Source organism: Streptomyces sp. NPDC001100 (genome assembly GCF_053598575.1).
In genome coordinates this window covers 1-20,900 of the sequence record NZ_JBSFKO010000018.1, presented here as the reverse complement: position 1 = coordinate 20,900, position 20,900 = coordinate 1, and the positions used below count along the sequence as shown (strand labels likewise).

General features: G+C 71.7%; 23 protein-coding genes and 1 pseudogene. 11 read left to right on the top strand and 13 right to left on the bottom strand.

The features are described 5' to 3' along the window. Positions 1-29 precede the first annotated feature (29 nt). From ACWDEW_RS25610 to ACWDEW_RS25580, 7 genes are all read right to left on the bottom strand, one after another. Positions 30-398: a hypothetical protein gene (locus ACWDEW_RS25610; RefSeq protein WP_450515317.1), complete on the bottom strand. Its 369-nt coding sequence runs from the start codon at positions 396-398 to the stop codon at positions 30-32. 54 nt (positions 399-452) lie between these two features. After that, positions 453-962: a phage baseplate protein gene (locus ACWDEW_RS25605; protein ID WP_450515315.1), complete on the bottom strand. Its 510-nt coding sequence runs from the start codon at positions 960-962 to the stop codon at positions 453-455. A gap of 47 nt (positions 963-1,009) precedes the next feature. Then, a complete protein-coding gene (locus tag ACWDEW_RS25600) occupies positions 1,010-1,303 on the bottom strand; it encodes a hypothetical protein (RefSeq protein WP_450515314.1) in 294 nt (97 codons plus the stop codon). A 3-nt stretch (positions 1,304-1,306) separates the two neighbouring features. Next, complete coding sequence (locus ACWDEW_RS25595) at positions 1,307-1,699, bottom strand: hypothetical protein (protein WP_450515312.1); 393 nt, start codon at positions 1,697-1,699, stop codon at positions 1,307-1,309. 41 nt (positions 1,700-1,740) lie between these two features. Then, a complete protein-coding gene (locus ACWDEW_RS25590) occupies positions 1,741-2,907 on the bottom strand; it encodes a hypothetical protein (RefSeq protein WP_450515310.1) in 1,167 nt (388 codons plus the stop codon). Positions 2,908-3,016: 109 nt separating this feature from the next. Beyond that, positions 3,017-3,841 (bottom strand): hypothetical protein, encoded by an 825-nt coding sequence (locus tag ACWDEW_RS25585; protein ID WP_450515308.1) that lies wholly within the window; start codon positions 3,839-3,841, stop codon positions 3,017-3,019. Between the two features lie 201 nt (positions 3,842-4,042). After that, positions 4,043-5,008: a pirin family protein gene (locus ACWDEW_RS25580; protein ID WP_450515306.1), complete on the bottom strand. Its 966-nt coding sequence runs from the start codon at positions 5,006-5,008 to the stop codon at positions 4,043-4,045. Positions 5,009-5,146: 138 nt separating this feature from the next. On the opposite strand from ACWDEW_RS25580, the gene ACWDEW_RS25575 reads away from it, so the two are divergent. Genes ACWDEW_RS25575 through ACWDEW_RS25565 form a run of 3 tightly spaced genes read left to right on the top strand, consistent with a single transcriptional unit; the run spans position 5,147 to position 6,468 of the window. Then, positions 5,147-5,629, top strand: coding sequence for a MarR family winged helix-turn-helix transcriptional regulator (locus ACWDEW_RS25575; RefSeq protein ID WP_450515304.1), 483 nt, complete (start codon positions 5,147-5,149; stop codon positions 5,627-5,629). After that, entirely contained in the window at positions 5,626-6,072 is a 447-nt protein-coding gene (locus ACWDEW_RS25570; protein WP_450515303.1) for a MarR family transcriptional regulator, read from the top strand. Before ACWDEW_RS25575 ends, ACWDEW_RS25570 begins: the two co-directional genes overlap by 4 nt. A 48-nt stretch (positions 6,073-6,120) precedes the next feature. Then, positions 6,121-6,468, top strand: coding sequence for a tetratricopeptide repeat protein (locus ACWDEW_RS25565; RefSeq protein ID WP_450515302.1), 348 nt, complete (start codon positions 6,121-6,123; stop codon positions 6,466-6,468). 64 nt (positions 6,469-6,532) lie between these two features. Here the strand turns inward: ACWDEW_RS25565 and ACWDEW_RS25560 are convergent, their stop codons facing one another. Next, complete coding sequence (locus tag ACWDEW_RS25560; protein WP_450515300.1) at positions 6,533-7,924, bottom strand: PepSY-associated TM helix domain-containing protein; 1,392 nt, start codon at positions 7,922-7,924, stop codon at positions 6,533-6,535. Positions 7,925-8,083: 159 nt separating this feature from the next. On the opposite strand from ACWDEW_RS25560, the gene ACWDEW_RS25555 reads away from it, so the two are divergent. Further along, positions 8,084-8,728 carry a peptide deformylase gene (locus tag ACWDEW_RS25555; RefSeq protein WP_450515298.1) on the top strand — a complete coding sequence of 215 codons (645 nt, stop codon included), beginning with the start codon at positions 8,084-8,086 and terminating at the stop codon, positions 8,726-8,728. A gap of 14 nt (positions 8,729-8,742) precedes the next feature. On the opposite strand, the gene ACWDEW_RS25550 is transcribed toward ACWDEW_RS25555, so the two are convergent. Further along, on the bottom strand, positions 8,743-10,173 hold the full coding sequence (locus ACWDEW_RS25550; protein ID WP_450515296.1) for a dihydrolipoyl dehydrogenase family protein: 1,431 nt from the start codon (positions 10,171-10,173) through the stop codon (positions 8,743-8,745). A 122-nt stretch (positions 10,174-10,295) separates the two neighbouring features. On the opposite strand from ACWDEW_RS25550, the gene trxA reads away from it, so the two are divergent. Beyond that, positions 10,296-10,685, top strand: a complete 390-nt coding sequence (trxA, locus tag ACWDEW_RS25545; RefSeq protein ID WP_093623576.1) for a thioredoxin — start codon at positions 10,296-10,298, stop codon at positions 10,683-10,685. 18 nt (positions 10,686-10,703) lie between these two features. Here the strand turns inward: trxA and ACWDEW_RS25540 are convergent, their stop codons facing one another. Both ACWDEW_RS25540 and ACWDEW_RS25535 read right to left on the bottom strand, forming a co-directional pair. Then, positions 10,704-12,140 carry an aldehyde dehydrogenase family protein gene (locus ACWDEW_RS25540; protein ID WP_450515294.1) on the bottom strand — a complete coding sequence of 479 codons (1,437 nt, stop codon included), beginning with the start codon at positions 12,138-12,140 and terminating at the stop codon, positions 10,704-10,706. Positions 12,141-12,336: 196 nt separating this feature from the next. Beyond that, on the bottom strand, positions 12,337-13,371 hold the full coding sequence (locus ACWDEW_RS25535; protein WP_450515292.1) for a LacI family DNA-binding transcriptional regulator: 1,035 nt from the start codon (positions 13,369-13,371) through the stop codon (positions 12,337-12,339). Between the two features lie 140 nt (positions 13,372-13,511). Between ACWDEW_RS25535 and ACWDEW_RS25530 the strand changes: the two genes are divergently transcribed. Then, positions 13,512-14,186 carry a TetR/AcrR family transcriptional regulator gene (locus ACWDEW_RS25530; RefSeq protein WP_450515290.1) on the top strand — a complete coding sequence of 225 codons (675 nt, stop codon included), beginning with the start codon at positions 13,512-13,514 and terminating at the stop codon, positions 14,184-14,186. A gap of 35 nt (positions 14,187-14,221) precedes the next feature. Continuing rightward, entirely contained in the window at positions 14,222-15,358 is a 1,137-nt protein-coding gene (locus ACWDEW_RS25525) for an FAD-dependent oxidoreductase (protein ID WP_450515289.1), read from the top strand. A gap of 7 nt (positions 15,359-15,365) precedes the next feature. Here ACWDEW_RS25525 and ACWDEW_RS25520 read toward each other — a convergent pair whose 3' ends face one another. Next, positions 15,366-16,046, bottom strand: a complete 681-nt coding sequence (locus tag ACWDEW_RS25520) for a TetR/AcrR family transcriptional regulator (RefSeq protein ID WP_450515287.1) — start codon at positions 16,044-16,046, stop codon at positions 15,366-15,368. A 104-nt stretch (positions 16,047-16,150) separates the two neighbouring features. Here ACWDEW_RS25520 and ACWDEW_RS25515 point away from each other — a divergent pair, with 104 nt between their 5' ends. Continuing rightward, positions 16,151-16,714, top strand: coding sequence for an NAD(P)H-dependent oxidoreductase (locus ACWDEW_RS25515; RefSeq protein ID WP_450515285.1), 564 nt, complete (start codon positions 16,151-16,153; stop codon positions 16,712-16,714). Positions 16,715-16,787: 73 nt separating this feature from the next. Here the strand turns inward: ACWDEW_RS25515 and ACWDEW_RS25510 are convergent, their stop codons facing one another. After that, positions 16,788-17,669: an LLM class F420-dependent oxidoreductase gene (locus tag ACWDEW_RS25510; protein WP_450515284.1), complete on the bottom strand. Its 882-nt coding sequence runs from the start codon at positions 17,667-17,669 to the stop codon at positions 16,788-16,790. A 214-nt stretch (positions 17,670-17,883) separates the two neighbouring features. On the opposite strand from ACWDEW_RS25510, the gene ACWDEW_RS25505 reads away from it, so the two are divergent. The 3 genes and pseudogenes from ACWDEW_RS25505 to ACWDEW_RS25495 all read left to right on the top strand — a co-directional run. After that, the gene (locus ACWDEW_RS25505; RefSeq protein ID WP_450515282.1) at positions 17,884-18,864 is read left to right on the top strand and encodes an alpha/beta hydrolase; all 981 of its coding nucleotides are present in this window, start codon (positions 17,884-17,886) and stop codon (positions 18,862-18,864) included. A 267-nt stretch (positions 18,865-19,131) separates the two neighbouring features. Further along, positions 19,132-20,226, top strand: coding sequence for a helix-turn-helix domain-containing protein (locus ACWDEW_RS25500; protein WP_450515281.1), 1,095 nt, complete (start codon positions 19,132-19,134; stop codon positions 20,224-20,226). Between the two features lie 226 nt (positions 20,227-20,452). After that, positions 20,453-20,900, top strand: a pseudogene (locus tag ACWDEW_RS25495) (jacalin-like lectin); the annotation flags it as partial.

Sequence of the window (20,900 nt, the reverse complement as noted above, 5' to 3'; positions counted from 1 at the left end):
CACCCCCCGGCGGGAGTTCGCCCGTCGGTTCATCGCAGGGCCACCCCTCCGACGACCCGGGAGCCGAACGAGCCGGCCCCGTTGAGGTTGCGCGGGTCCAGAAGCATCGTGGGGAATGTCAGGGCCAGTTCGGCCGCGTGGTACTCCACCCCGGGCGCCAGCTTGCGCCGCAGGATGGTGGTCAGGCCGGCCGGCTCCTCGCGGTCGACCGACAGCACGAGGAACGCGCCCTTGGCCGGCAGGTCGAGCAACTCGCCCGACCCGCTGTCGAGAAGGTCCTCCGCCACATTGGCGTAGAGCCGGAACTGGTACGAGCGGCCGGCCAGGGAGAGCCGGAACGCCTGCGGGAACCCCTCGGCAGGGTCGATCGGCAGGGCGAGATAGTTCAAGGCCGCCATATCCTGCCTCCTTGGTCATGACGGGGTTCGTCGCGGACTCACAGCGTCGTGGACTCACAACAGGCCACCCGGGAAACGGGCGATGGGACTGGCCGGCGGCCCGGTGGGTACGGCCGCGGTGCCGACGGCGAGGAGCAGGTCGCCGATCTCGCCGAGTACCGCGGCGGTGAGGGCCGGCGGGATCTGCTGAAGCGTGATCGACACGTCCAGCGCGTCCCGCTTGGCCACGCCCTGGGTGAAGCGCAGATCGGTGACCTGCATGTTCAGGCTGATGGTCAGGCCCGACACCACCGGGATGCCGGCCGTCGACTCCCCTCGGGCCATCGCGGCGACCAGCAGGCGTGAGGTGAGCGCGAGGGCCTCCAGGGCCTTCTTCTGCTCCTGCCGCTGCGGGCCGAGCAGGACGGCCTCGATCGCGATCGTCTTGTTCGTGGGCTGGGTGGCCTGGGAGAACCGGCTGCCCATGATCCGCTCGATGCGGTAGCCCTCGTTGATGGTCATGCTCTGCACGTACAGCAGCTGCACAGGGCCCACCAGCACAGGCAGGTTCACCGCACCAGCCATCTCGTTCCTCCCCCTTCACTTGCGTCGGGTCCGGGTGGTCGCAACTGTCAGATCCGGGTGGCCAGTTCACGGTCGAGCTGGTCGAAGACGTAGCAGGCCACCCGCTGGATCTCGGTGTCCGGCAGGGTCCCCACGACCTCCACCTGGACCGGGAAGTAGTAATGGATCACCCCGGACTCGCCCTCCGGCGAGATCAGCGCCTCGCTGCCGGCCTGCGGGACGATGTACTCGCCCTCGTGCACCAGCGCGATCCCGGTGCGTTCCACCCGGCCGCCGGTCGCGAACCCCGGTACGGAGAACGTGTCCTGGCCGCCCGCGCTGTCGTCCGGGTCGCCGTCCACGGGTTACGCCTCGACCCCGACGGACAGTGCGAGGCAGGTGAAGCTCGCCTGCGGGACGCCGTCGATCACCACGTTGCTGGGGTTGGCGGAGGTGACGACGCAGCGGGCGAACTTCATCGAGTTGAAGGCCCAGTCCGTGCCCTTCTTCTCAGCCACGATGATCTGGAACTCGGTTCCCTCGGTGGCCAGTTGGGTCAGGTCGGCGACCACGGTCGCGACCGCGGGCACGCCCATGGTGAACGTGAACGTCGCGGGCTGGCGGACGAACCCGACGTTGTCCGCCTCGATGCTGTGCAGCACGGTGTGCGGCGCGTTGAAGGTCGGGGTGAACGTCGAGATGGGGGTGATGGTGGAGTCCCCGAGTTTCACTTCGAGGCGTGTGTTCCAGTCGGCCATCAGGTGTGCCTTCCTAGTCGGACGTGGCTGGTCGGAGTTCCCTAGTCGAACTTCAGGTCGATGGAGATCCGGTGCACGGCGCCCGCGTACTCGACCGCGGCCAGCACCTGCACGAGGCGCTGCACCTCGGCGGTGTGGATCCTGTTGGCCTCGTCGGGGGTGAGCGTGGCGGGGTCCTTGTCCAGGAGCGCGAGCACGGGGACGACGATCTCGAAGCTGTTGAGGACGCCGGCGTCGACGAAGGGGCTGAGCACCGCCTCCATCTGCGCGATCAGGGCACGCAGCCCGGACCTGCTGATCCGCACGTTCCCGATCGAGCCGATGAGCTGTGCCTTGAGCAGGAAGGACAGGTGGTCGACGAAGCGGCAGACGTCGATGTACTTCTTGGGGCTGCCGGGGTCGCCGGTGTAGCCCTCGCCCATGTACACGCCGTTGCCGGGGATGAGCGCCGGACTGGTCAGCCAGTTGACACCGGCTCCCGTCGGGCCCGATCCGGAGACCTCCGGCGGTCCGTTCAGGGTGTCGATGTCGGTGGGGTTGAACGGCGGGCTCTCGATGTTCACCTGCTTCAGCAGCAGCGACACGAAGGGTTCGTGGCCCGCGATGGTGCCGGTCACGGCCACCGCCGCGTCCTCTTCGCTGTTGTGCGCGATGTAGACCATCCGCTCGTTCGGCAGGATCACCTTCGGGTCCGTGCTGCCCTTGGGCAGCATCGCGACCCCCATGCGCTCCATCCCGTCGGCACCCGTGTTGGACACGGAGGTGACGTGCGCGGAGAGCAGGCCTATCGGTCCGTCGGGGGTCTTCGAGGTGGCGTCGATCGGGGTGTTGGCGAGCACGACGAGCTGGACGTTCAGGCCGGCGACGACCGAGAGCGCGCCCTTCCAGTCCGGCGCGGTGGCGTCGACGGGGACGCCGTAGACGAGCGTCGGGCCGGGGCTCTGCTTGAACACCAGGGTGAGTGCCTTGCCGAGTTCTCCCGGGAAGGTCTCCTCCGCCTTGTCCGGGCTGGTGAACGCCACCGGCGTGGGCGGCACAGCCACTGCCGCCTCCGCGGCGGCCGACTTCTTGGCCGAGGCCGACGCGGACGCGGGCGGGGCGGGGGCCGGGGTGGTCACGCGGCCCACGATCGCGATCGTGCCGAACGCGCGGACGGCCGGTGCGAACAGGTTGACGGTCGGGTCAACCCGGATATACCGAACGGGCATCAGGGTTCTCCTCCATGGCGGGGCCGGTCAGGCCGGATCGGTGGCAGGTACGGTGAGCCGGGTCCCGGGCCGGTCGGCCCGCTCCTCGGTTGCTGTCCTGACGGCTTCCTCACGGGGCCGGCAGGAAGAGGCTGACGACGCCTTCGGCGGCACAGAGCCGTTCGACATCCGCAGCGGCGAGCCCGTCGGGGAGGCCGTCGGCGGCGATGACGAGGGCTGTCGCGTAGGCCTCGGCGGCCTCGGCCGGGAGCCCGGCGGGAACCGGGCCGGTCAGGGGCCGGGCCGCCTCCCGTACGAGCCGGGTGGCGCGCAGCCCGCCGGCGAGGTCGAACGGGTCGACGACCACGGCCGCCAGGGTGACCGGCAGGGTGTGCGTGTTCGCCGGGTCGTCGGGGTCGAAGGGGGGTGGTGTGCGCAGCTGTATCTCCGCGACCACGTAGTGGAAGGCGTCCTTCAGTTCCTCGACCGTGCCGATTCCGTGCTCGGCGAGGAAGGCGTCGAGATCGAAGAAGGTGAACCTCGCCCGGAACTCGTCGAAGGTGGCGAAGTCGTCGAACGCCCGGGCCACCACCGACTCCGCGCCGGCCGGGTCGATCTCGGCGACCAGGGTGACGTCGATGGTGGCGCGCAGGTCGATCCAGACCGGCCGGGTGGGCTCGCGCACGGTCAGGGTCAGTTCCGTGCGGGTGTAGGACGGTACGAGTTGCGACCACACCCCGTCCTGGCGGCCGGTCGGGAACAGCGGCCGTTGCAGGGCGATCTCCCGCACCCGTGCGTCGGTGATCGTGTCGAGCCGGACGGCCGACAGGTCGTAGACCGAGGCCAGCATCGTGCGGACCCGCTGGTCACCCGAACCGTCGGTGGGCGACAGCAACGCCCCCAGAGCGGCAGGGTCACTCAGCGCGAGCAGCGCCCGGTCTCCGAATGCCGACATGATTCCCCCGCTGGTAGTCCGGTCCCGGCGGGCCGTCCAGGCCCGTCCGGCGATGGCTACGTTGGCAGGGGGGCCGTTACGGAGGCGTCACCGCGGCGTCAGCGAAGGGAGCGAGGCTCGCACTCGGTCTGGAGTGCCACGCCCGCGGAGGGGGGCGTCCCCGGTCGTGTGCTGTCCGGACGAGACGTTCCTGCTCTTCGGTCAGCGCACCCTCCCCCGCGGCTTCAACGCCAGCGGCGGCAGCTCGGGAGCAGGCAGCGGCGCCCCGTCGTACCCCTTCACCTCACCGAACCGCGAGCCCGTCATCCAGTCCTCGCGGGCCTGCGCGATCTCTTCCTGGGTGCGGCCGATCCAGTTCCAGAACATGATCAGCTCCTCCTCGAACGGCTCACCTCCCAGCAGCATCAGGCCGGCGTCCGACCCGGCGCGCAGCGGGAGTTCGGTGCGGCCGCAGCCGAGGTAGAGCATCGAGCCGGGGAGGACCGGGACGCCGTCGACGTGGGCCTCGCCGGACATGGCGAGGACGGCGTACTCGAAGTCCGGTTCCAGCGGCAGGCGTACGTCCGCGCCGGCGGCCAGGGCCAGGTCGGCGCCGACGATCGGGGTGTACGTCGTACCGGGCGAGGTCGCGCCGTCGACGTCGCCCAGGACGATCGTGGCGCGCAGGCCCGGTGCCGTGACGACCGGGAGTTCGGCGTGGTGCTCGAAGTGCGGGTCGACATGGCGGTCGCTGTCGGGGAGGGCGACCCACAGCTGCGCGCCGTGCAGGAAGCGGGCGTGCGACTTGGGGCTCTGCTCGGCGTGGCTGATCGCGCGGCCCGAGGTCATGAGGCCCAGTTCGCGCGGGCGGATCGTCGCGACGCTGCCGGTCGAGTCGCGGTGCAGCACCTCGCCCTCGTGCAGCCAGCTGACGGTCTGCAGACCCATGTGGGGGTGTGGCGGCACCTGCATGCCGGGCTCGTCGGCGATGTCGTCGGGGCCGTAGTGGTCGACGAAGCACCAGGCGCCGACCATACGGCGGCCCAGGTTGGGCAGCAGCCGGCGGACTTCGGTGGATTCGCCGAGCTGGACCTTGCGAGGGCTGAGGAGTTCACGGACGGGCTCCGCCACCACGAAACCGCGGCCGCCGCACAGGGCCGGAACCGCTTCGCGATCAAGATTGCTCATGGCGACAACCTAGTCCCGTCGGGACGGTTCCGTCAGTCCGTCGATCGCCGGTCCGTCTCCCGAGGTCGTTCCCTCTCCCTCGCCTCCCAGTTCGAGAAATAGTAGCCATGGATATAGTAGCCATGTACTGTATCGGGCATGAGTACGGCATCCGAGGGCGCGACGCCCGGTTTCCTGGTCTGGCGACTGTCGATGAAGTGGCGTGTGGCGGTCGACCGCGCGGTGGCACCCCTGGGACTGACCCATGCGCAGTACTCCCTGGTGGCGTCGCTGTACGGCATGCAGCGCTCCGGGCTGCGCCCCAGCCAGCGGCATCTCGCCGACCACACCGGACTCGAAGCCCTCTACGTGTCGAAGCTGGCCCGCGCCCTGGAGTCCGCGGGCCTCGTCGAGCGCACCCGGGACCCCCGCGATCCGCGCGCGGTCCAACTGGCCCTCACCGACGAGGGCCGCGATGTGACCAGGCAGGCGATCAAGGTCGTCCACGGCCTTCTGCAGCAGTTGCTGGAGCCGCTCGGCGGTCTCGACAGCGAGCGGACCCGGGAGTTCGGCCGGGACCTGGCGATTCTGCTCGACACACCCCTCAACCCCGCGAGTGAGCACGAGAAGGAGCAGTCATGACCACCACCACCGCGGCACCCGCCGACGCCCGCATGCTCGGTCTGGCCCACTACGCCGCCCGCGCCGTCCTGGAGAGCGTCCTCACCCGCCACGGCCTCGGCTTCCAGCAGCAGATCGTCCTGCGGCCGGTCGCCCTCGCCGCCGGACCCGTCGACCGCGGGCAGCTCGCCGCAGACACCATGGCGGCCCTGAAGGCCGGCGAGGACTCCGTTCAGGGCACCATCGACGAACTGATCACGGCCGGGCTGCTCGGGACGGACGCGTCCGAGGTGCGGATCACGGACGCCGGCCGGGAGCTGTACGTGCGGATCACGAAGGAGACCGGCGCGGCGAGCGCCAGGATCTGGGGCGACATCCCGGAGGCGGACCTCGGGACCACCGGCCGGGTGCTGACCCTGATCACCGAGCGGGCCAACGCCGAACTGGCCACCGCAGCGGAGTAGTGGAATATTCAACCAACAAGGTCCGTTGAGGGCGTCGAAGGAGGTCAAGTGGACATGACGTACTACGACCACGGGACACCGGCGGAGCGTTGGGAGCGCGCGCAGATGTTCTTCGACGCCAAGGACTACGCCGCTGCGGCCCGGGTGCTGGGCGGGCTGGTCGAGGAGGTGCCGGAGCAGACCGGACCGCGCCTGCTGCTGGCGCGCGCCTACTACCACTCGGCCCAACTGCGGCGCGCCGAGAGCGAGTTGCGGGTCCTGGTGGAGCGCGACCCGGTCGAGCACTACGCGCGGTTGATGCTGGGCCGCACGCTGGAGCGGCAGGGCCGGCACGAGGAGGCGGGTTCGCATCTGCGGATCGCCTCGGCGCTCGCGGGTGACTTCGAGCAGGTCTGAGACGCGGTGACGTACGTGGAGGGGCCCGGTTCCGTGACGGAACCGGGCCCCTCCCCACGTGTCGTCAACTCGCGTACGTCCGGCGGCCCTTGCGGTGGGCCACCTCGCCCAGCACCACGTCCACCGCGATGAACGCGGCCAGCGGGATGCCCAACAGCGGGACGAAATAGCCGAGTACGGCGATCACCGTCAGGCACGGGACGAGGACCAGCGGGGACAGCTGGGCCCAGGCGCCGCGCGGGATCGGGCGGCCGAAGGAGGAGCCCCGGCCACGCTGCCACCACATGCGGTAGCCCCACACGATCAGCAGGATCAGGGAGCCGGCGAGCAGCATCAGGGCTATCTGGTTGGCCAGGCCGAAGAGGACGCCGGTGTGCAGGTCGATGCCCCAGCGGGTCAGTTTGGCGAGCAACGGGTAGTCGGCGAAGCGGAGTTCGTCGGTCACCTTCCCGGTGGTGGGGTCGACGGCGACCGCGTCCTGTTTCTCGGGCCAGCTGCGCTGGACCTGTTTGACGACGTACGTCGAGTTCGCGTCGGCGGGCGGGACGATCTCGACGGGGTTGCCCAGCCCCTCGGCCCGCGCGGCGGCGAGGATCTTGTCGAGGCCCACCCCGTGTTCGGCGTCGCCGGTCGCGCTGGAGCCGCCGTGGCCCGCGTGTTCACCGCCCGCCGCGGCGGACACCGAGGGCGTCGACTGGCCCAGGGAGGTGCGGAGTTCGTCGATGTTGGCGCCCGCGTACGTCGACCAGGTCAGTCCGGTCGCCGACAGGAAGATGAAACCTGCGGCGGCCCAGACACCCACCGTGCCGTGCAGGCCGAGGGTGCGACGGCGTCCGCTGGTGCCGCGCACCTTGCGCAGGGCGCGGCGGCGGGAGAACCACAGCACCAGGCCGCCGGCCGAGATGACCCACAACCAACTGGCGGCGAACTCGCTGTACAGGCGGCCGGTTTCGCCGAGGTTCAGATTGCGGTGCAGGTCGTCGATCCAGGTGCGCAGCGGGAGCGCGCCGGTCGAGCCGTACTGTTCCAGCGCGCCGCGCACCTTCCCTGTGTACGGGTCGACGAACACCGCGAGGGTGTGGTCGGAGCGGACGCCATCCACGCCGGAGAGCATGACGCGGGTGGTGGCGCCCGCCTCCGGGGAGGGCCGGACCGCCGAGACCGTGCCCTCGGGGTGCGCCTTGCGGGCGGCGGCCACCTGCTGCGAGATCGGCAGCTCGCGGTCCCCGACGGGAACGGTCAACTCGTGGGCGTACACGATCCGTTCGGCCTGGAAGGCACCTGCGTACAGGAAGCCCGTGGTGGCGGCGACGAGCAGGAACGGAGCGACGAGCACTCCGGCGTAGAAGTGCAGACGCAGGATCAGGGGGCGGAGCGGGGCCCAGCGGCTGGGGGACGGTGCCGGGGCGGGCTCCTGCGGGACCTCGGCCGGGGCGGTCGAGGGAGCGGTGGACATGGGCTGGCTTCTCCGGGTGGCAGGGGACGGGGAGGCGGGCGGGGGTGTGTCGTAGCCGTAGTGGTCCAGTAGTCGGCGAGTGGAGGGGGCGAGTTCCCGTGGGTCGGAGTGGCGTGCGTCACGTTCGGACCGCGGTGCAGGTCATGGCATCCTGGCGCGATGGCACTTCCCAGTGATCGCGCGCCCCTGGCCGAGCGGGTGGAAGAACTCCTCGCCGCCGGCGGTCCGTTGCCCATCGTCTCCGCCGGTGACCCGGTGCTCAGGCGCGGGACCGAGCCGTTCGACGGCCAGTTGGAGCCCGCGCTGCTGGCCCGGTTCGTCGAGGCACTGCGTGCGACCATGCACGCGGCGCCGGGTGTGGGCGTCGCGGCCCCGCAGGTCGGGGTGGAGCTGCGGATCGCGGTGATCGAGGACCCGGCGCCGGTGCCGGACGAGGTGCGGGAGGTGCGCGGGCGGGTGCCGCAGCCGTTCCGGGCGCTGGTCAATCCGGCGTACGAGCCGGTCGGTGACGGCCGGGCCGCCTTCTTCGAGGGGTGCCTGAGCGTGCCGGGCTGGCAGGCGGTGGTGGCGCGGCACGCGTCGGTGCGGCTGACCGGGCAGGACGAGCACGGGCGGGCGGTGGACGAGGTGTTCACCGGGTGGCCTGCGCGGATCGTGCAGCACGAGACTGACCATCTCGACGGGCTGCTCTATCTGGACCGGGCCGAGTTGCGGTCGTTGTCGTCCAACGAGGCGATGGCGGAGCGCTGGGCGCAGCCGACACCGGTCGAGGCGTCGGCTGCGCTCGGCTTTCAACTCCCTTAGGAAAGCGGGGGTGTTCAGCCCCGGTAAGCCTCCAGCAGGCGGAGCCACACCTCGCTGATCGTCGGGTAGGACGGGACCGCGTGCCACAGGCGGTTGATCGGGACCTGGCCGGCGACGGCGATGGTCGCGGAGTGGATCAGTTCGCCGACTCCGGGGCCGACGAAGGTGACTCCGCGCAGGGTCTCGTCGTCGAGGTCGACGATCATGCGGGCGCGGCCCCGGTAGCCGTCGGCGTAGAGGCCGGCGCCGGCGACCGAGGAGAACTCGACGTCGACGGCGCGGACGCGGTGGCCGGCCGCCTCAGCCTCGGCGAGGGAGAGGCCTACGGCCGCCGCCTCCGGGTCGGTGAAGACGACCTGGGGTACGGCGTCGTGGTCGGCGGTGGCCGCGTGGGCGCCCCAGGGGTCGGTCTCCAGGAGCGGGACTCCGGAGGCGCGGGCGGCGATCGCGGCGCCCGCGATGCGTGCCTGGTACTTGCCCTGGTGGGTGAGGAGGGCGCGGTGGTTGACGTCGCCGACGGCGTACAGCCAGTCGCTGTCCTGGACACGCAGGGAGTCGTCCACCGGCAGCCAGGAGCCCGGTTCCAGGCCGATCGTGTCGAGGCCGATGTCGTCGGTGTGCGGGACGCGTCCGGTGGCGAAGAGGATCTCGTCGGCCTCGATGCGGTCGCCACCGTCGGTGACGGCGACCACGGTGCCGTTCTCCCTGGTCACCGAGGTGACAGAGGTGCCCGTGCGCAGGTCGACGCCGGCCTCGGTGAGCGCGTCGGCGACCAGTTCGCCGGCGAAGGGTTCCATGCGGGGCAGCAGGCCCTTGCCGCGGACGAGGAGGGTGACGCGCGAGCCCAATGCCTGCCAGGCCGTCGCCATCTCGACGGCGACGACCCCGCCGCCGACCACGATCAGCCGGCCGGGCGCGGACTTGGCGCTGGTGGCCTCGCGGCTGGTCCAGGGCCTCACGTCGGCGAGTGCGGGCAGGTCGGGGAGGAGGGCGCGGGTGCCGGTGCAGACCGCGACGGCGTGCCGGGCGGTGAGGACGTGCCGTACGCCGTCGGGGCCGGTGACCGTCACACGGCGGGGGCCGTCGAGGCGGCCGTGGCCGCGGTAGAGGTCGGCGCCGATGCCGTCGAGCCACTGGACCTGGCCGTCGTCCTTCCAGCCCGAGGCCTCGTAGTCGCGGTGGGCGAGCACCGCGGCGGTGTCGAGGGGGCCTTGGACGAGGTGGCCGAGGCCGGGCACGCGGCGGGCGTCGGCGCGGGCTATCACCGGGCGCAGCAGGGCCTTGCTGGGCATACAGGCCCAGTACGAGCACTCGCCGCCGATGAGTTCGCTCTCCACGACCGCGGTGGAGAGACCGGCCGCACGGGTGCGGTCGGCGACGTTCTCCCCCACGGGCCCGGCCCCGACCACCACGACGTCGTACTCGATGGATTCCGTTTCCGTCATGGGGCCAGTCTGCTGGGTGGTGTGCGCTGAGGCCACACGGGTAGGGGCGCGGAATACGGGCCCGGACGACCGTGTTGTCCGGGACGGCTTCGCCCCCACATCGAGGAAGAGGGAATCACGTCATGAGCAGCAGCACCGTGGAGCTCACCAAGGAGAACTTCGACCAGACGGTCACGGACAACGACTTCGTCCTGATCGACTTCTGGGCGTCCTGGTGCGGGCCGTGCCGTCAGTTCGCCCCGGTCTACGAGAAGGCGGCCGAGGACAACCCCGACCTCGTCTTCGGCAAGATCGACACCGAGGCCCAGCCCGAGCTGGCCGCGGCCTTCGGCATCCAGTCGATCCCCACGCTGATGATCGTCCGTGACCGGGTCGCCGTGTTCGCCCAGCCCGGCGCGCTGCCGGAGGCCGCCCTCACCGACGTCATCGGCCAGGCCCGCAAGCTCGACATGGACGAGGTCCGCAAGTCGGTCGCCGAGCAGCAGGCGCAGGCCGAGCAGAACGGTCAGTAGAAGTCCCCTCCACGACTTCTAGAACGGGTACGACGCCACGTCCGCGCGCACCGTCGTCCAGCGCACGTCGGTGAAGGCCTCGATATTGGCCTCGCCGCCGAAGCGGGCGCCGGTGCCGGACGCGGCGACCCCGCCGAAGGGCGCCACGGCCTCGTCGTTGACGGTCTGGTCGTTGATGTGGACGATCCCGGTCGGGATGCGGTCCGCCAGGTCCAGGCCGCGGGCCGCGTCGCGCGTGACGATGCCGAGCGACAGACCGTACGGTCCGGTCGCGGCGAGCGCCGCCGCCTCCTCGGCGGTGGCGAAGGACCGTACCGGCGCCACCGGGCCGAAGACCTCCTCCGCGTAGGCGGGGGTGTCGTCCTCGACGCCCGCGAGGACGGTCGGCCGGTAGAAGAGGTCCTCGTGCGTGCCGCCCGCCGCGAGCCTGGCACCGCTCGCCGTACTGGCCTCGACGAGGCCGTGAATCTTGGCGAGTTGGGCGCCGTCGATGATCGGGCCCAGGTGGACCTGTGCACGGTGCGGGTCGCCCACGGCCAGCGACTCGGCCTTGGCGGCGAGGCGTTCGACGTACTCCTCGTAGAGCGACTCGTGGACGAGATGGCGGCCGGTCGTCATGCAGATCTGGCCCTGGTGGAAGAACGAGCCCCAGGCCGCGGTGGAGATCACCGCGTCCAGGTCGGCGTCCGCCAGCACGATCAGGGCCGAGTTTCCGCCCAACTCCAGGTGTGCGCGCTTGAGATGACGCCCCGCCGCCTCACCGACCGCGCGTCCTGCGGCAGTTGAGCCGGTGAAGGAGATGACGGGCACCTGTGGGTCGGCGACCAGTGCGGCCCCCACCTCGGCGCCGCCCGGCAGGACTTGGAGGAGTTCGTCGGGCAGGCCCGCCTCCGCGAAGACCGCCGCGAGAGCCAGTCCCCCGCAGACCGCGGTGCGCGGATCCGGCTTGAGGACGACCGCGTTGCCCAGTGCGAGCGCCGGGGCGACCGAGCGGATGGAGAGGATCAGCGGGGCGTTGAACGGCGCGATCACGCCGACGACACCGACCGGGACGCGCCGGGTGTACGACAGCCGGGGCGCCTCGGAGGGAAGGACCTGGCCGGCGGGGCGGGAGGCGAGCGCGGCGGCCTCGTAGCACTCCTGGGCGGCGACGTGCAGTTCGAAGTCCGCCTTGCCGGGGATCGACCCGGACTCCCGGACGAGCCACTCGCGCAGCTCCTCGGCGTGCGCGGCGAACAGGTCGCCGGCCCTGCGCAGCACTCCGGCTCGGACGAAGTGCGGAACGCGCGCCCACTCGGTCTGCGCGGCCGCGGCCGCCTGCACGGCGGGGCGTATGTCCTCGGCCGCGGCGAGCGTGACGGTGGCGAGCTGGTCGCCGGTGGCGGGCTCGGTGACCGGGTACTCGGGGCCCGACAGCGGGCGGGACTGCCAGATCTTGGGGTCGAGCAGGGGCATGGCGGCTCTCCGATCCGTCAACGGCGGGACCCGCGCGGGTAGTTGGAGTCCCGGTTCGTGCGCGTGACGGGAGGTGGTGATCCGGCGCAGACGTCTGGACCGCATCCGGGACCGAACGCACCCCCGTCTGGTTGAGCACGCAACATTCTAGTCGCGTACGGCGGGTTCGCCCCGGTCCGCGCTCGGAGGATCCGGTTCAGCTGGAGTCGCGGTGGATCACCTTCGCGCCGACGAGCTCGTGCACGGCCGGCACCGATCCGGGGTCGCGCACCGCGTTGTCGACCAGTTCGGCGAGGTCGCGGCCGGACGGGAGCTGGATGTGGACGGTGCTCAGGCGCGGTCGCAGCAGCCGGCCGATCATCAGGTCGTCGGCGCCGACCACGGCGGTGTCCTCGGGGATGCGGATGCCCTCGTCCTGAAGGGCGCGCATCAGCAGCATCGCGTACTCGTCGTTGTACGCGAACACCGCGTCGAGGCCGAGGGCGCGCCACTGGGCGGCGGTCTTGGCGGCGCTCTCCTCGCTGTAGGAGAGCGGGAGTTCGGTCACCGTGGCGTCCGTGCCGAACAGGGCGCGGCGCACTCCTTCGAGACGGGGCCGGGAGAAGATCCCCATGCCCGGCTCCTCGGGCACGACCACGCCGATCCGGCGCCAGCCACGGCCGTAGAGGTGCTCGCCCGCGCAGTGGCCGACGCCCTCGTGGTCCAGGAGCAGGACGTGTGCGCCCTCGACCGGCTCGGGGCCGAGGGTGAGGACGGCGCGCGCCCCGGAGCGCTTGAGGACCGCGACGCCCTGCGGGCCGAGTCCGGCGCCGGGCACCAGGACGGCGACCGGGCGGAGTTCGGCCCAGGCGCGGGCGGCCTCGTCGCCGCGCAGACCGACGGAACCGTGCTGCACGACCGTGTAGTCGAGACGGCTGAGCGCCCACTGGAGTTCGTTGATGAACTGGCTGTAGAGGAGCCCCACTTGCATGGGCGGCGCCGGCATCAGCACCATCCGGCTGTGTCCGGCGCGCAGGCTGCGGGCCGCCGCGTGCGGCACGTACCCCAGTTCCTTGGCGGCCTCGTGGACGCGGCGGCGGGTGGGCTCGCTGATCCGTACGGCGCTGGTGTTGTTGAGGACGTAGGAGACGGTCGCGCGTGAGACGCCGGCCAGGCGGGCCACATCGGCGCTCGTGGGGACCGAGCGCGGTGCGGGCGACGGGGCTGCGGGCGTTTTCGGTATCTGCACCATGACGTACGGCATCTTGGCAGAAGCCGGGGCGGGGCAGCGCGGCGGGGCAACGGTCGTCACGACCACGACATGGTCCGGGATTTTGCGAACATGTTCGTCACGAACTTGTTCGGAGCGAACATGTTCGTTACGCTGGAGGCATGACAGCTCGCCCCGACACCCCGCGCAGCCGCCGTGAACGTCCGGCGAAACCCGCCCTGAGCAGGGAGGGCATCGTCGCCGCCGCGGTGGCGGTGCTGCGCGCCGAAGGTCTGCAGAAGGTCACCATGCGGCGCCTGGCCCAGGAGCTCGACACCGGTCCGGCCTCGTTGTACGTGTACGTCCGCAACACCGCGGAGCTGCACGCGGCGGTCCTGGACGAACTGCTCGGCACGATCGGGCCCGTCCCGGCCGGGGGCACCTGGCGCGAGCGCCTGGAGCAGGTCCTCACCGCGTACACCGCGATGCTCTTCGAGCACCCGAGCCTCGCCCGTTCGGCACTCACGGCCTGGCCCAGCGGCCCGCACTACCTGAACCTGATCGAGACCCTGCTCGCCCTGCTCGACGAGGGAGGCGTCCCGCCCGCGCAGGCCGCGTGGGGTGTGGACCTGCTGCTCCAGCAGGCCACCGCGACGGCCGCCGAGCACTCGGCCGAGGAGCGCGGTCAGGACGACTGGGACGCCCTGACCGACGCGCTGCGCACCGTCTCCGACCGGACCCACCCGCACATCGCGGCCCGTTCCGCGGAGCTGCTCGCCGGGACGCCCGAGGCCCGACTGTCCTGGCGGTTCCAGACGCTGATCGCCGGCATCGAGCGGACCTCCGTACCCGACTGACACCCCAACTCCCGCCCTCTTCAAGGAGGTTCACCATGACCACCCCCCACCACCCCCTCGCGATCATCGGCGCCGGACTCGGCGGGCTCACGCTCGCCCGGGTCCTGCACGTCAACGGCATCGAGGCCGCCGTCTTCGACCTCGACGCCTCCCCCGCCGCGCGCACCCAGGGCGGCATGCTCGACATCCACGAGGACTCGGGGCAGCCCGCACTGCGTACGGCGGGCCTCTACGAGGAGTTCCGCGCGCTGGTCCACCCGGGCGGCGAGGCCACCCGCGTCCTCGACCGGAACGCCACGGTCCTCCTCGACGATCCCGACGACGGGACCGGCGGGCGCCCCGAGATCGACCGCGGCCAACTGCGCGACCTGCTGCTGAACTCCCTGCCCGCGGGCACCGTCCGCTGGGGCGCGAAGGTCACCGGCGCCCGCCCGCTGGACGGCGGCCGGCACGAGGTGTCGCTCGCGGACGGCACCTCCTTCACCACCGATCTGCTGATCGGCGCGGACGGCGCCTGGTCCCGGGTGCGGCCCCTGCTGTCGGACGCCCAACCCGCGTACACCGGCGTCTCGTTCGTCGAGCTGGACCTGCCGGACGCCGACCTGCTGCACCCGGTGAGCGCCGAGGTCGTCGGCGGCGGCATGCTGATGGCGCTCGGCGCGGGCAAGGGCTTCCTGGGCCACCGCGAGACCGACGGGAGCCTGCACATCTATGTGGCGCTCGCCGTCCCCGAGGACGAGTTCGACGGCGTCGACTTCACGGACACCGAGGCGGCGAAGGCGTACACGCTCGGTCACTTCGACGACTGGGACAAGAGTCTGCGCGCGCTGCTCGGCGACGCGGAGGGGCCGCTGACCCCGCGGCGGATCCACACGCTGCCGATCGGGCACCGCTGGGACCGGGTGCCCGGGGTCACGCTGCTGGGCGACGCGGCCCATCTGATGTCGCCGTTCGCGGGCGTCGGCGCCAACCTGGCGATGCTCGACGGGGCCGAACTGGGCCTCGCGCTGGCCGCGCACCCGGGCGACACCGAGGCCGCGCTCGCCGCCTACGAGGAGAAGCTGTTCCCGCGCGGCGAGGAGTCGGCGGCGGACTCGGCGGCCAACGGCGAGCTGATGTTCCGGGCCGACGCCCCGCAGGGCATCCTCGACCTGTTCGCCGGCCACGCCTGAGGCGGACTCAGCGGGGCGGGGGCGTCGCGGTCACACGGGCGACGAGGTCGATCCAGCCGGCCTCAAGACGCTCCATGGGCATCCCGCACTGCCTGGTCAGATGGTTGATCAGGGCGGGGTCGAGATAGGCCATGAGCGGCTGGGAGAGCAGTTCGCAGTCGGCGTCGGGCAGGATCTGCCGGAGCAGCACCGTGACGTGGGTGCGCAGCGCCAGGAGCGCGGTATGGGAGAACCGGCGGGCGGGGTCCGGCTGTGCGGCCAGTTGCAGGTCCAGCTGCTCCGCCGAGCGGTACAGGACCGCCACACCGAACGCCCGCAGCCGCTCGACCGGGGGTGCTCCGGGGCCCAGCGGCGGCGGTCCGCCCATGAAATCCGCCTGGAGCGTCTGCGCCGAGTGGTCCAGCAGGGCCATCAGCAGGCCGGTGCGGTCGCCGAAGCGGCGGAAGACGGTCCCCTTGCCGACCTGGGCCGCGGCGGCCACCGCCTCCATGGTGACGCCGGCCACTCCGTGCTCCGCGATCAGACGGGCGGCGGCCTCCAGCAGCTTGGCCCGGTTGCGGGCCGCGTCGGCGCGCAGGCACGGCTTGTCGCCGAAGGAGCGGACCTCCAGCAACTGGGGTTCGCTTATGGACTCCTCGGGCTTCGGGAAGGGGGGCAGGGCGCTGGACATGAAGACAGCGTAAAGCACCGGGAACAAAACTGGACCGCGGTCCGCTTAGGCTGATACAACTTTTAAGCGGACCTCGGTCCGGATCGTAACGGCAGTGTTTCAGCCCCCCTCTTGGAGTTTCCATGTCTGTTCGTATCCTCGCGCTCGTCGGCAGCCTGCGTGCCGGCTCGCACAACCGCCAGCTCGCCGAGGCCGCCGTGAAGTTCGCGCCCGAGGGCTCCGACATCGAGATCTTCGAGGGTCTCGCCGACATCCCGTTCTACAACGAGGACATCGACGTCGAGGGCAACGTCCCGGCCGCCGCCGCCAAGCTGCGCGCCGCCGCCGGTGCGGCGGACGGGTTCCTCTTCTTCTCCCCCGAGTACAACGGCACCATCCCGGCCGTCCTGAAGAACGCCATCGACTGGCTGTCCCGCCCCTACGGCGCCAGCGGCTTCGGCGGCAAGCCGGTCGTCGTGGTCGGCACCGCCTACGGCCAGTTCGGCGGCGTCTGGGCGCAGGACGAGGCCCGCAAGGCCGTGGGCATCGCGGGCGGCAAGGTGATCGAGGAGCTCAAGCTCTCGATCCCCGGCTCCGTGGTCCGCTTCGCCGAGACCCACCCGTCCGAGGACACCGAGGTCGTCGCCCAGCTGACCGAGGTCCTCACCCAGCTGAAGGGCCACGCGGGCGAGGCCGTCGCCGCCTGACCGAGGCACCTTGACGCACCGTGAAAGGGGCCGGATTTCCTGTGAACTCCGGCCCCTTTCACGTCAGTTCAGGTCAGTCGAGTTCGGCCAGGCGCGGTACCGCAGGAGCCACGAAGCGCTCGATCCACTCGGCCGGTTCCCCGGTGCGCGGGCCCAGGATCACCGTGTCCACACCGAGCTTGGTGAAGCCGTCGATCTCCCGCAGGAAGGCGTCGAGGTCGCCCGTGGTGGCCGACTCGCCCATGTGCACGATCGTCTTGCGGATACGATCGTAGTCGCGCCCGAGCCTGTCGCAGTGTCCGCGCAGCACCTCAAGCTTGTGGCGCAGCGCCTCCGGCGTCGACACGATCAGGTTGCAGGCGTCGGCGTACTCGGCGACCAGCCGCAGGGTCTTCTTCTCGCCACTGCCGCCGATCATGATCTCGGGGTGCGGGCTGCTGATCGGCGCGGGTACGCACAGGGTCTCGGCGAGCCGGTAGTGCTTGCCCTCGAAGGGGCCGTTGGCCTCCGGGTCCCACATCTGGAGGCAGATCCGCAGGGTCTCCTCCAGCCGCTCGAAACGTTCCGCGACCGGCGGATAGGGCACACCGAGGCCATGGTGCTCACGGTCGTACCAGGCGGCCCCGATACCGAGGGTGGCCCGGCCGCCGGAGAGCACGTCGAGGGTGGTGGCGATCTTCGCGAGCAGCCCCGGATTCCGGTAGGTCACACCGGTCACCAGCGCTCCGAGCCGGACCGTGGAGGTGTGGCCGGCCAGGAAGCCCAGTGTCGTGTAGGCCTCCAGCATGGCGTCCTCGGCTCCGCCGTTGAACTCCATCTGGAAGTAGTGGTCCATCACCGAGAGCCAGCTGACGCCCGCCGCCTCGGCCGCGGCGCCGGCCGCTGCCAGTTCGGGCCCGACCGCCGCCGGTCCTCCGGGATGGTTGAACCGGTTGATGTGCACACCGACCCGCATGTCCGACTCCGTTTCACAGGTCGCCCAGGCCTCCACCGTCCTTCGTGACGGTAGGTCTTCGAGCGCTCTCGAAGTCAAGCGCCGTGCGGCGGACGGTACTGTCGGGCACCCGCCGTCCGGCGGGGAGGTTCCGCCGGACGGCGGCGGACGGATCGGGGGTAACCGCACGGAGTATGGCCGTACGAGCCGCCGCGCCAAGCGTGAGGAGAAGCGCATGACATCCGTCCCGCCCCCGCCCCCCTTCGACCCCGAACTCGCCGCAGCCCTGGAGTTGATCAAGGAGTTCGTGTCGCCCGGGATGTCTCTGGAGGACATCGCCGAGATCCGCCAGGGACCGGCCATCACACAGTTGGGACAGCTCGACATCACGCTGGACGGGGCCTTCGCCGTCGAGGACCGCGAGGTGGCGGGGCCGGTCGGCGAGCCCGACATCTCGCTGCTGATCTGCCGCCCGACCGCGCCCGCGACCGCCGGACCGCTGCCCGTCATCTATCACGTGCACGGCGGCGGCATGGTGCTCGGCGACAACCGGGTCGGGGTGGCCGGGGCGCTGGAGTACGCGCGGGAACTGGACGCGGTGGTGGTGTCGGTGGAGTACCGGCTGGCGCCCGAGCATCCGCACCCCGCGCCGATCGAGGACGTGTACGCCGGTCTGCTGTGGACGGCGGAGCACGCGAAGGAGATCGGCGGCGACGCGGAGCGGATCGTCATCATGGGCGCGAGCGCCGGCGGCGGGCTGTCGGCCGCACTGGCCCTTCTCGCCCGGGACCGCGGCGGCCCGCGCCCCATCGGCCAGTTGCTGCTGTGCCCGATGCTCGACGACCGCAACGACACCCCGTCCGCGCACCAGATGGCCGGCGTCGGCGTCTGGGACCGCACGGCGAACGAGACCGGCTGGACCGCGCTTCTCGGCGACCGCCGCGGTGGCCCGGACGTGTCCCCGTACGCCGCACCGGCCCGCGCGGAGGACCTCACCGGCCTGCCCCCGGCCTTCCTCGACGTCGGCTCGGCGGAGACCTTCCGCGACGAGGTCGTCAGCTACGCGTCCCGCCTCTGGCAGGCGGGCGGTGTCGCCGAACTCCACGTCTGGCCCGGCGGCTTCCACGGCTTCGACGGCTTCGCTCCGCAGGCGGCACTGTCGCAGGCGGCCCGGGCCGCGCATCTGTCCTGGCTGCGGCGGCTGTTGGGGGCGTAGGGGTTCGGGCGGCTTTCGTATTTCGTACGAGGCCGCGGGCGAGGGGAGATCGGAGGCCCGCTGCCGGCGCGCGTACGGTGACGGGACGTCCCGGTCGGCGCGGGTGATCCCGGTCGACGCGGGTCGTCCCGGTCGGCGCGGGTGGTCCGCGTTTCCCCAAATGCGGAGGCATTCCACGCGCCGCCTCCGCACTCCCCCGCACCCCGCCCTCGACGGAACCTTGTCCGCGGGCTCCTGCACACCCGTTCCATGACGCACCATGGGGATATGAAAGAGCTGGCCGGGCGCCTGACCGCGCTGGATCCGGACGCCGGTGCCGCCGTCCGGGTCATCGGGTACTTCGATCGGCTCGCCGAGTCGCGGGCCGGCCTTGAGGCACTGGTGCGTGGCGCGGCGGTGCTGGCCGGGTGTGCCGCGCGGCTCGTCGACGCCGAACGGCGGGTGCGGGTGCGGGTCGAGGCGGACGGCACGCGCAGGGACAGTGAGTCGCCGCCGGATCCCGCATGGCCGTCCGTGGCGCTGTCCCCCGGCGGGGTCTCCGCGCTGTGGCTGGAGCGTTCGGCGAAGGCAGCGCCCAGTGTCGTCGACGCGGTGATCCTGGAGCGGGCGGCCGGCGCGGTACGGCTGGTGCTCGACCGCACCCGGGGCCGGGTGCCCGCCGACGACCCGGAACTGGTGGAGACGCTGCTCGACGCCACGGCCCCGGAACCGGCCCGGCTGCACGCTGCCCGCCGCCTCGGCCTGGACGTGACCGACCCCGCGACCCGGGCCCGTGTCGTCGCCCCGCTGGACCGGCCGCCCCGGGTCGTTGTCGCGCCGCAGGACACCGGTACGTACGGCGGCGGGCGGCCCGTGCCGGTCGCCCCGCACCCGGACGGCGGCCCGCAGCCGACTCCGGCGCACCCGCACCCGACGGACACCGAGCTGCCCACCGGAAGGCTCGGTATCGGCCCGGCCGTCCCGGTGCTGGACCTGCCCCGCTCCTGGGCCGCCGCCCGCACCGCCCTCCGCTTCACCGCCGACGGAACCGCGCAGGACCCCGGCGAACGGATCGTGCACGCCGACGCCCTCGGCGGCATCGCCCTCCTCGCCGACCTGGTCGCACCGGGCGCCGAACCGCCGCCCGACGTCCACGACTTGGAAACGGCGGCGGCCAACGCGCCCTGGCTGCTGGCCACTCTGCACGCGGTCGCCGCCACCACGAGCCTGCGCGCGGCGGCCGCCGAGATCAACGTCCACCACTCCACGCTCCAGGACCGGTTGACCCACGCGGAGTCCCTGCTCGGCTGGCCGGTACGCACTCCCCAGGGGCGGCTGCGGCTGCAACTGGCGCTGACGATGCGGCATTTGGCGCGCCCTTAGCAGCGGGGGCGGCGGGGTGAGCGGTTACTGGCACCCCGCGCCCGGGACGCTATCCCCCCGCACCGCCAACAAACGGGCACACAACGAGACTTGGCCATCTCGGCGTCACGCGGAATTCCAGATTCGGTGCGGCCGGAGGGGAGCCACAGCAAGCGCTTGTCGATACATTTCGACGTGACCGCCGCACTACCCTCCCCCTCTGTCACTCCGCAGGAGGCACTTCCCCATGCGCAGACTTCTCGCCTGTCTGGCGACCGCTGCCGCGGCCCTGGGCGGGCTCACGGTGGCTGCCGCCACTCCGGCCGCCGCCGCGACCTCGGGCAGCTTCAGCGTGCTCAGCTACAACATCGCCGGACTGCCCGAGTCGCTCTCCAGCGCCTCGACGCCGCGCGACACGAGCACCACCGCGATCGGCACGCGCATCGCCCCGTACGACATCGTGAACGTGCAGGAGGACTTCAACTACCACGCCTACCTGTACTCCACCGACACCCACCCCTACCGCACCGCGACCAGCGGCGGCGCGGGCATCGGCAGCGGGCTCAACACCGTCTCCAACTACGCCTGGGACGGCGACGACTTCGAGCGGGTCCACTGGAACTCCTGCCAGATCGACTCAGGCGACTGCCTCACCCCCAAGGGCTTCACGTTCATGCGCGAGCGCCTCTCCGAGG

What these genes read in the sequence shown, in the direction of transcription:
- ACWDEW_RS25595 (WP_450515312.1), bottom strand. Translation starts at nt 1,699, where the DNA reads ATGGCCGACTGGAACACACGCCTCGAAGTGAAACTCGGGGACTCCACC.
- ACWDEW_RS25525 (WP_450515289.1), top strand. Translation starts at nt 14,222, where the DNA reads ATGACCACCCCCCACCACCCCCTCGCGATCATCGGCGCCGGACTCGGC.
- ACWDEW_RS25560 (WP_450515300.1), bottom strand. Translation starts at nt 7,924, where the DNA reads ATGTCCACCGCTCCCTCGACCGCCCCGGCCGAGGTCCCGCAGGAGCCC.
- ACWDEW_RS25540 (WP_450515294.1), bottom strand. Translation starts at nt 12,140, where the DNA reads ATGCCCCTGCTCGACCCCAAGATCTGGCAGTCCCGCCCGCTGTCGGGC.
- trxA (WP_093623576.1), top strand. Translation starts at nt 10,296, where the DNA reads ATGAGCAGCAGCACCGTGGAGCTCACCAAGGAGAACTTCGACCAGACG.
- ACWDEW_RS25550 (WP_450515296.1), bottom strand. Translation starts at nt 10,173, where the DNA reads ATGACGGAAACGGAATCCATCGAGTACGACGTCGTGGTGGTCGGGGCC.
- ACWDEW_RS25580 (WP_450515306.1), bottom strand. Translation starts at nt 5,008, where the DNA reads ATGAGCAATCTTGATCGCGAAGCGGTTCCGGCCCTGTGCGGCGGCCGC.
- ACWDEW_RS25505 (WP_450515282.1), top strand. Translation starts at nt 17,884, where the DNA reads ATGACATCCGTCCCGCCCCCGCCCCCCTTCGACCCCGAACTCGCCGCA.
- ACWDEW_RS25555 (WP_450515298.1), top strand. Translation starts at nt 8,084, where the DNA reads ATGGCACTTCCCAGTGATCGCGCGCCCCTGGCCGAGCGGGTGGAAGAA.
- ACWDEW_RS25515 (WP_450515285.1), top strand. Translation starts at nt 16,151, where the DNA reads ATGTCTGTTCGTATCCTCGCGCTCGTCGGCAGCCTGCGTGCCGGCTCG.
- ACWDEW_RS25610 (WP_450515317.1), bottom strand. Translation starts at nt 398, where the DNA reads ATGGCGGCCTTGAACTATCTCGCCCTGCCGATCGACCCTGCCGAGGGG.
- ACWDEW_RS25590 (WP_450515310.1), bottom strand. Translation starts at nt 2,907, where the DNA reads ATGCCCGTTCGGTATATCCGGGTTGACCCGACCGTCAACCTGTTCGCA.
- ACWDEW_RS25500 (WP_450515281.1), top strand. Translation starts at nt 19,132, where the DNA reads ATGAAAGAGCTGGCCGGGCGCCTGACCGCGCTGGATCCGGACGCCGGT.
- ACWDEW_RS25535 (WP_450515292.1), bottom strand. Translation starts at nt 13,371, where the DNA reads ATGGTGCAGATACCGAAAACGCCCGCAGCCCCGTCGCCCGCACCGCGC.
- ACWDEW_RS25570 (WP_450515303.1), top strand. Translation starts at nt 5,626, where the DNA reads ATGACCACCACCACCGCGGCACCCGCCGACGCCCGCATGCTCGGTCTG.
- ACWDEW_RS25585 (WP_450515308.1), bottom strand. Translation starts at nt 3,841, where the DNA reads ATGTCGGCATTCGGAGACCGGGCGCTGCTCGCGCTGAGTGACCCTGCC.
- ACWDEW_RS25575 (WP_450515304.1), top strand. Translation starts at nt 5,147, where the DNA reads ATGAGTACGGCATCCGAGGGCGCGACGCCCGGTTTCCTGGTCTGGCGA.
- ACWDEW_RS25605 (WP_450515315.1), bottom strand. Translation starts at nt 962, where the DNA reads ATGGCTGGTGCGGTGAACCTGCCTGTGCTGGTGGGCCCTGTGCAGCTG.
- ACWDEW_RS25510 (WP_450515284.1), bottom strand. Translation starts at nt 17,669, where the DNA reads ATGCGGGTCGGTGTGCACATCAACCGGTTCAACCATCCCGGAGGACCG.
- ACWDEW_RS25530 (WP_450515290.1), top strand. Translation starts at nt 13,512, where the DNA reads ATGACAGCTCGCCCCGACACCCCGCGCAGCCGCCGTGAACGTCCGGCG.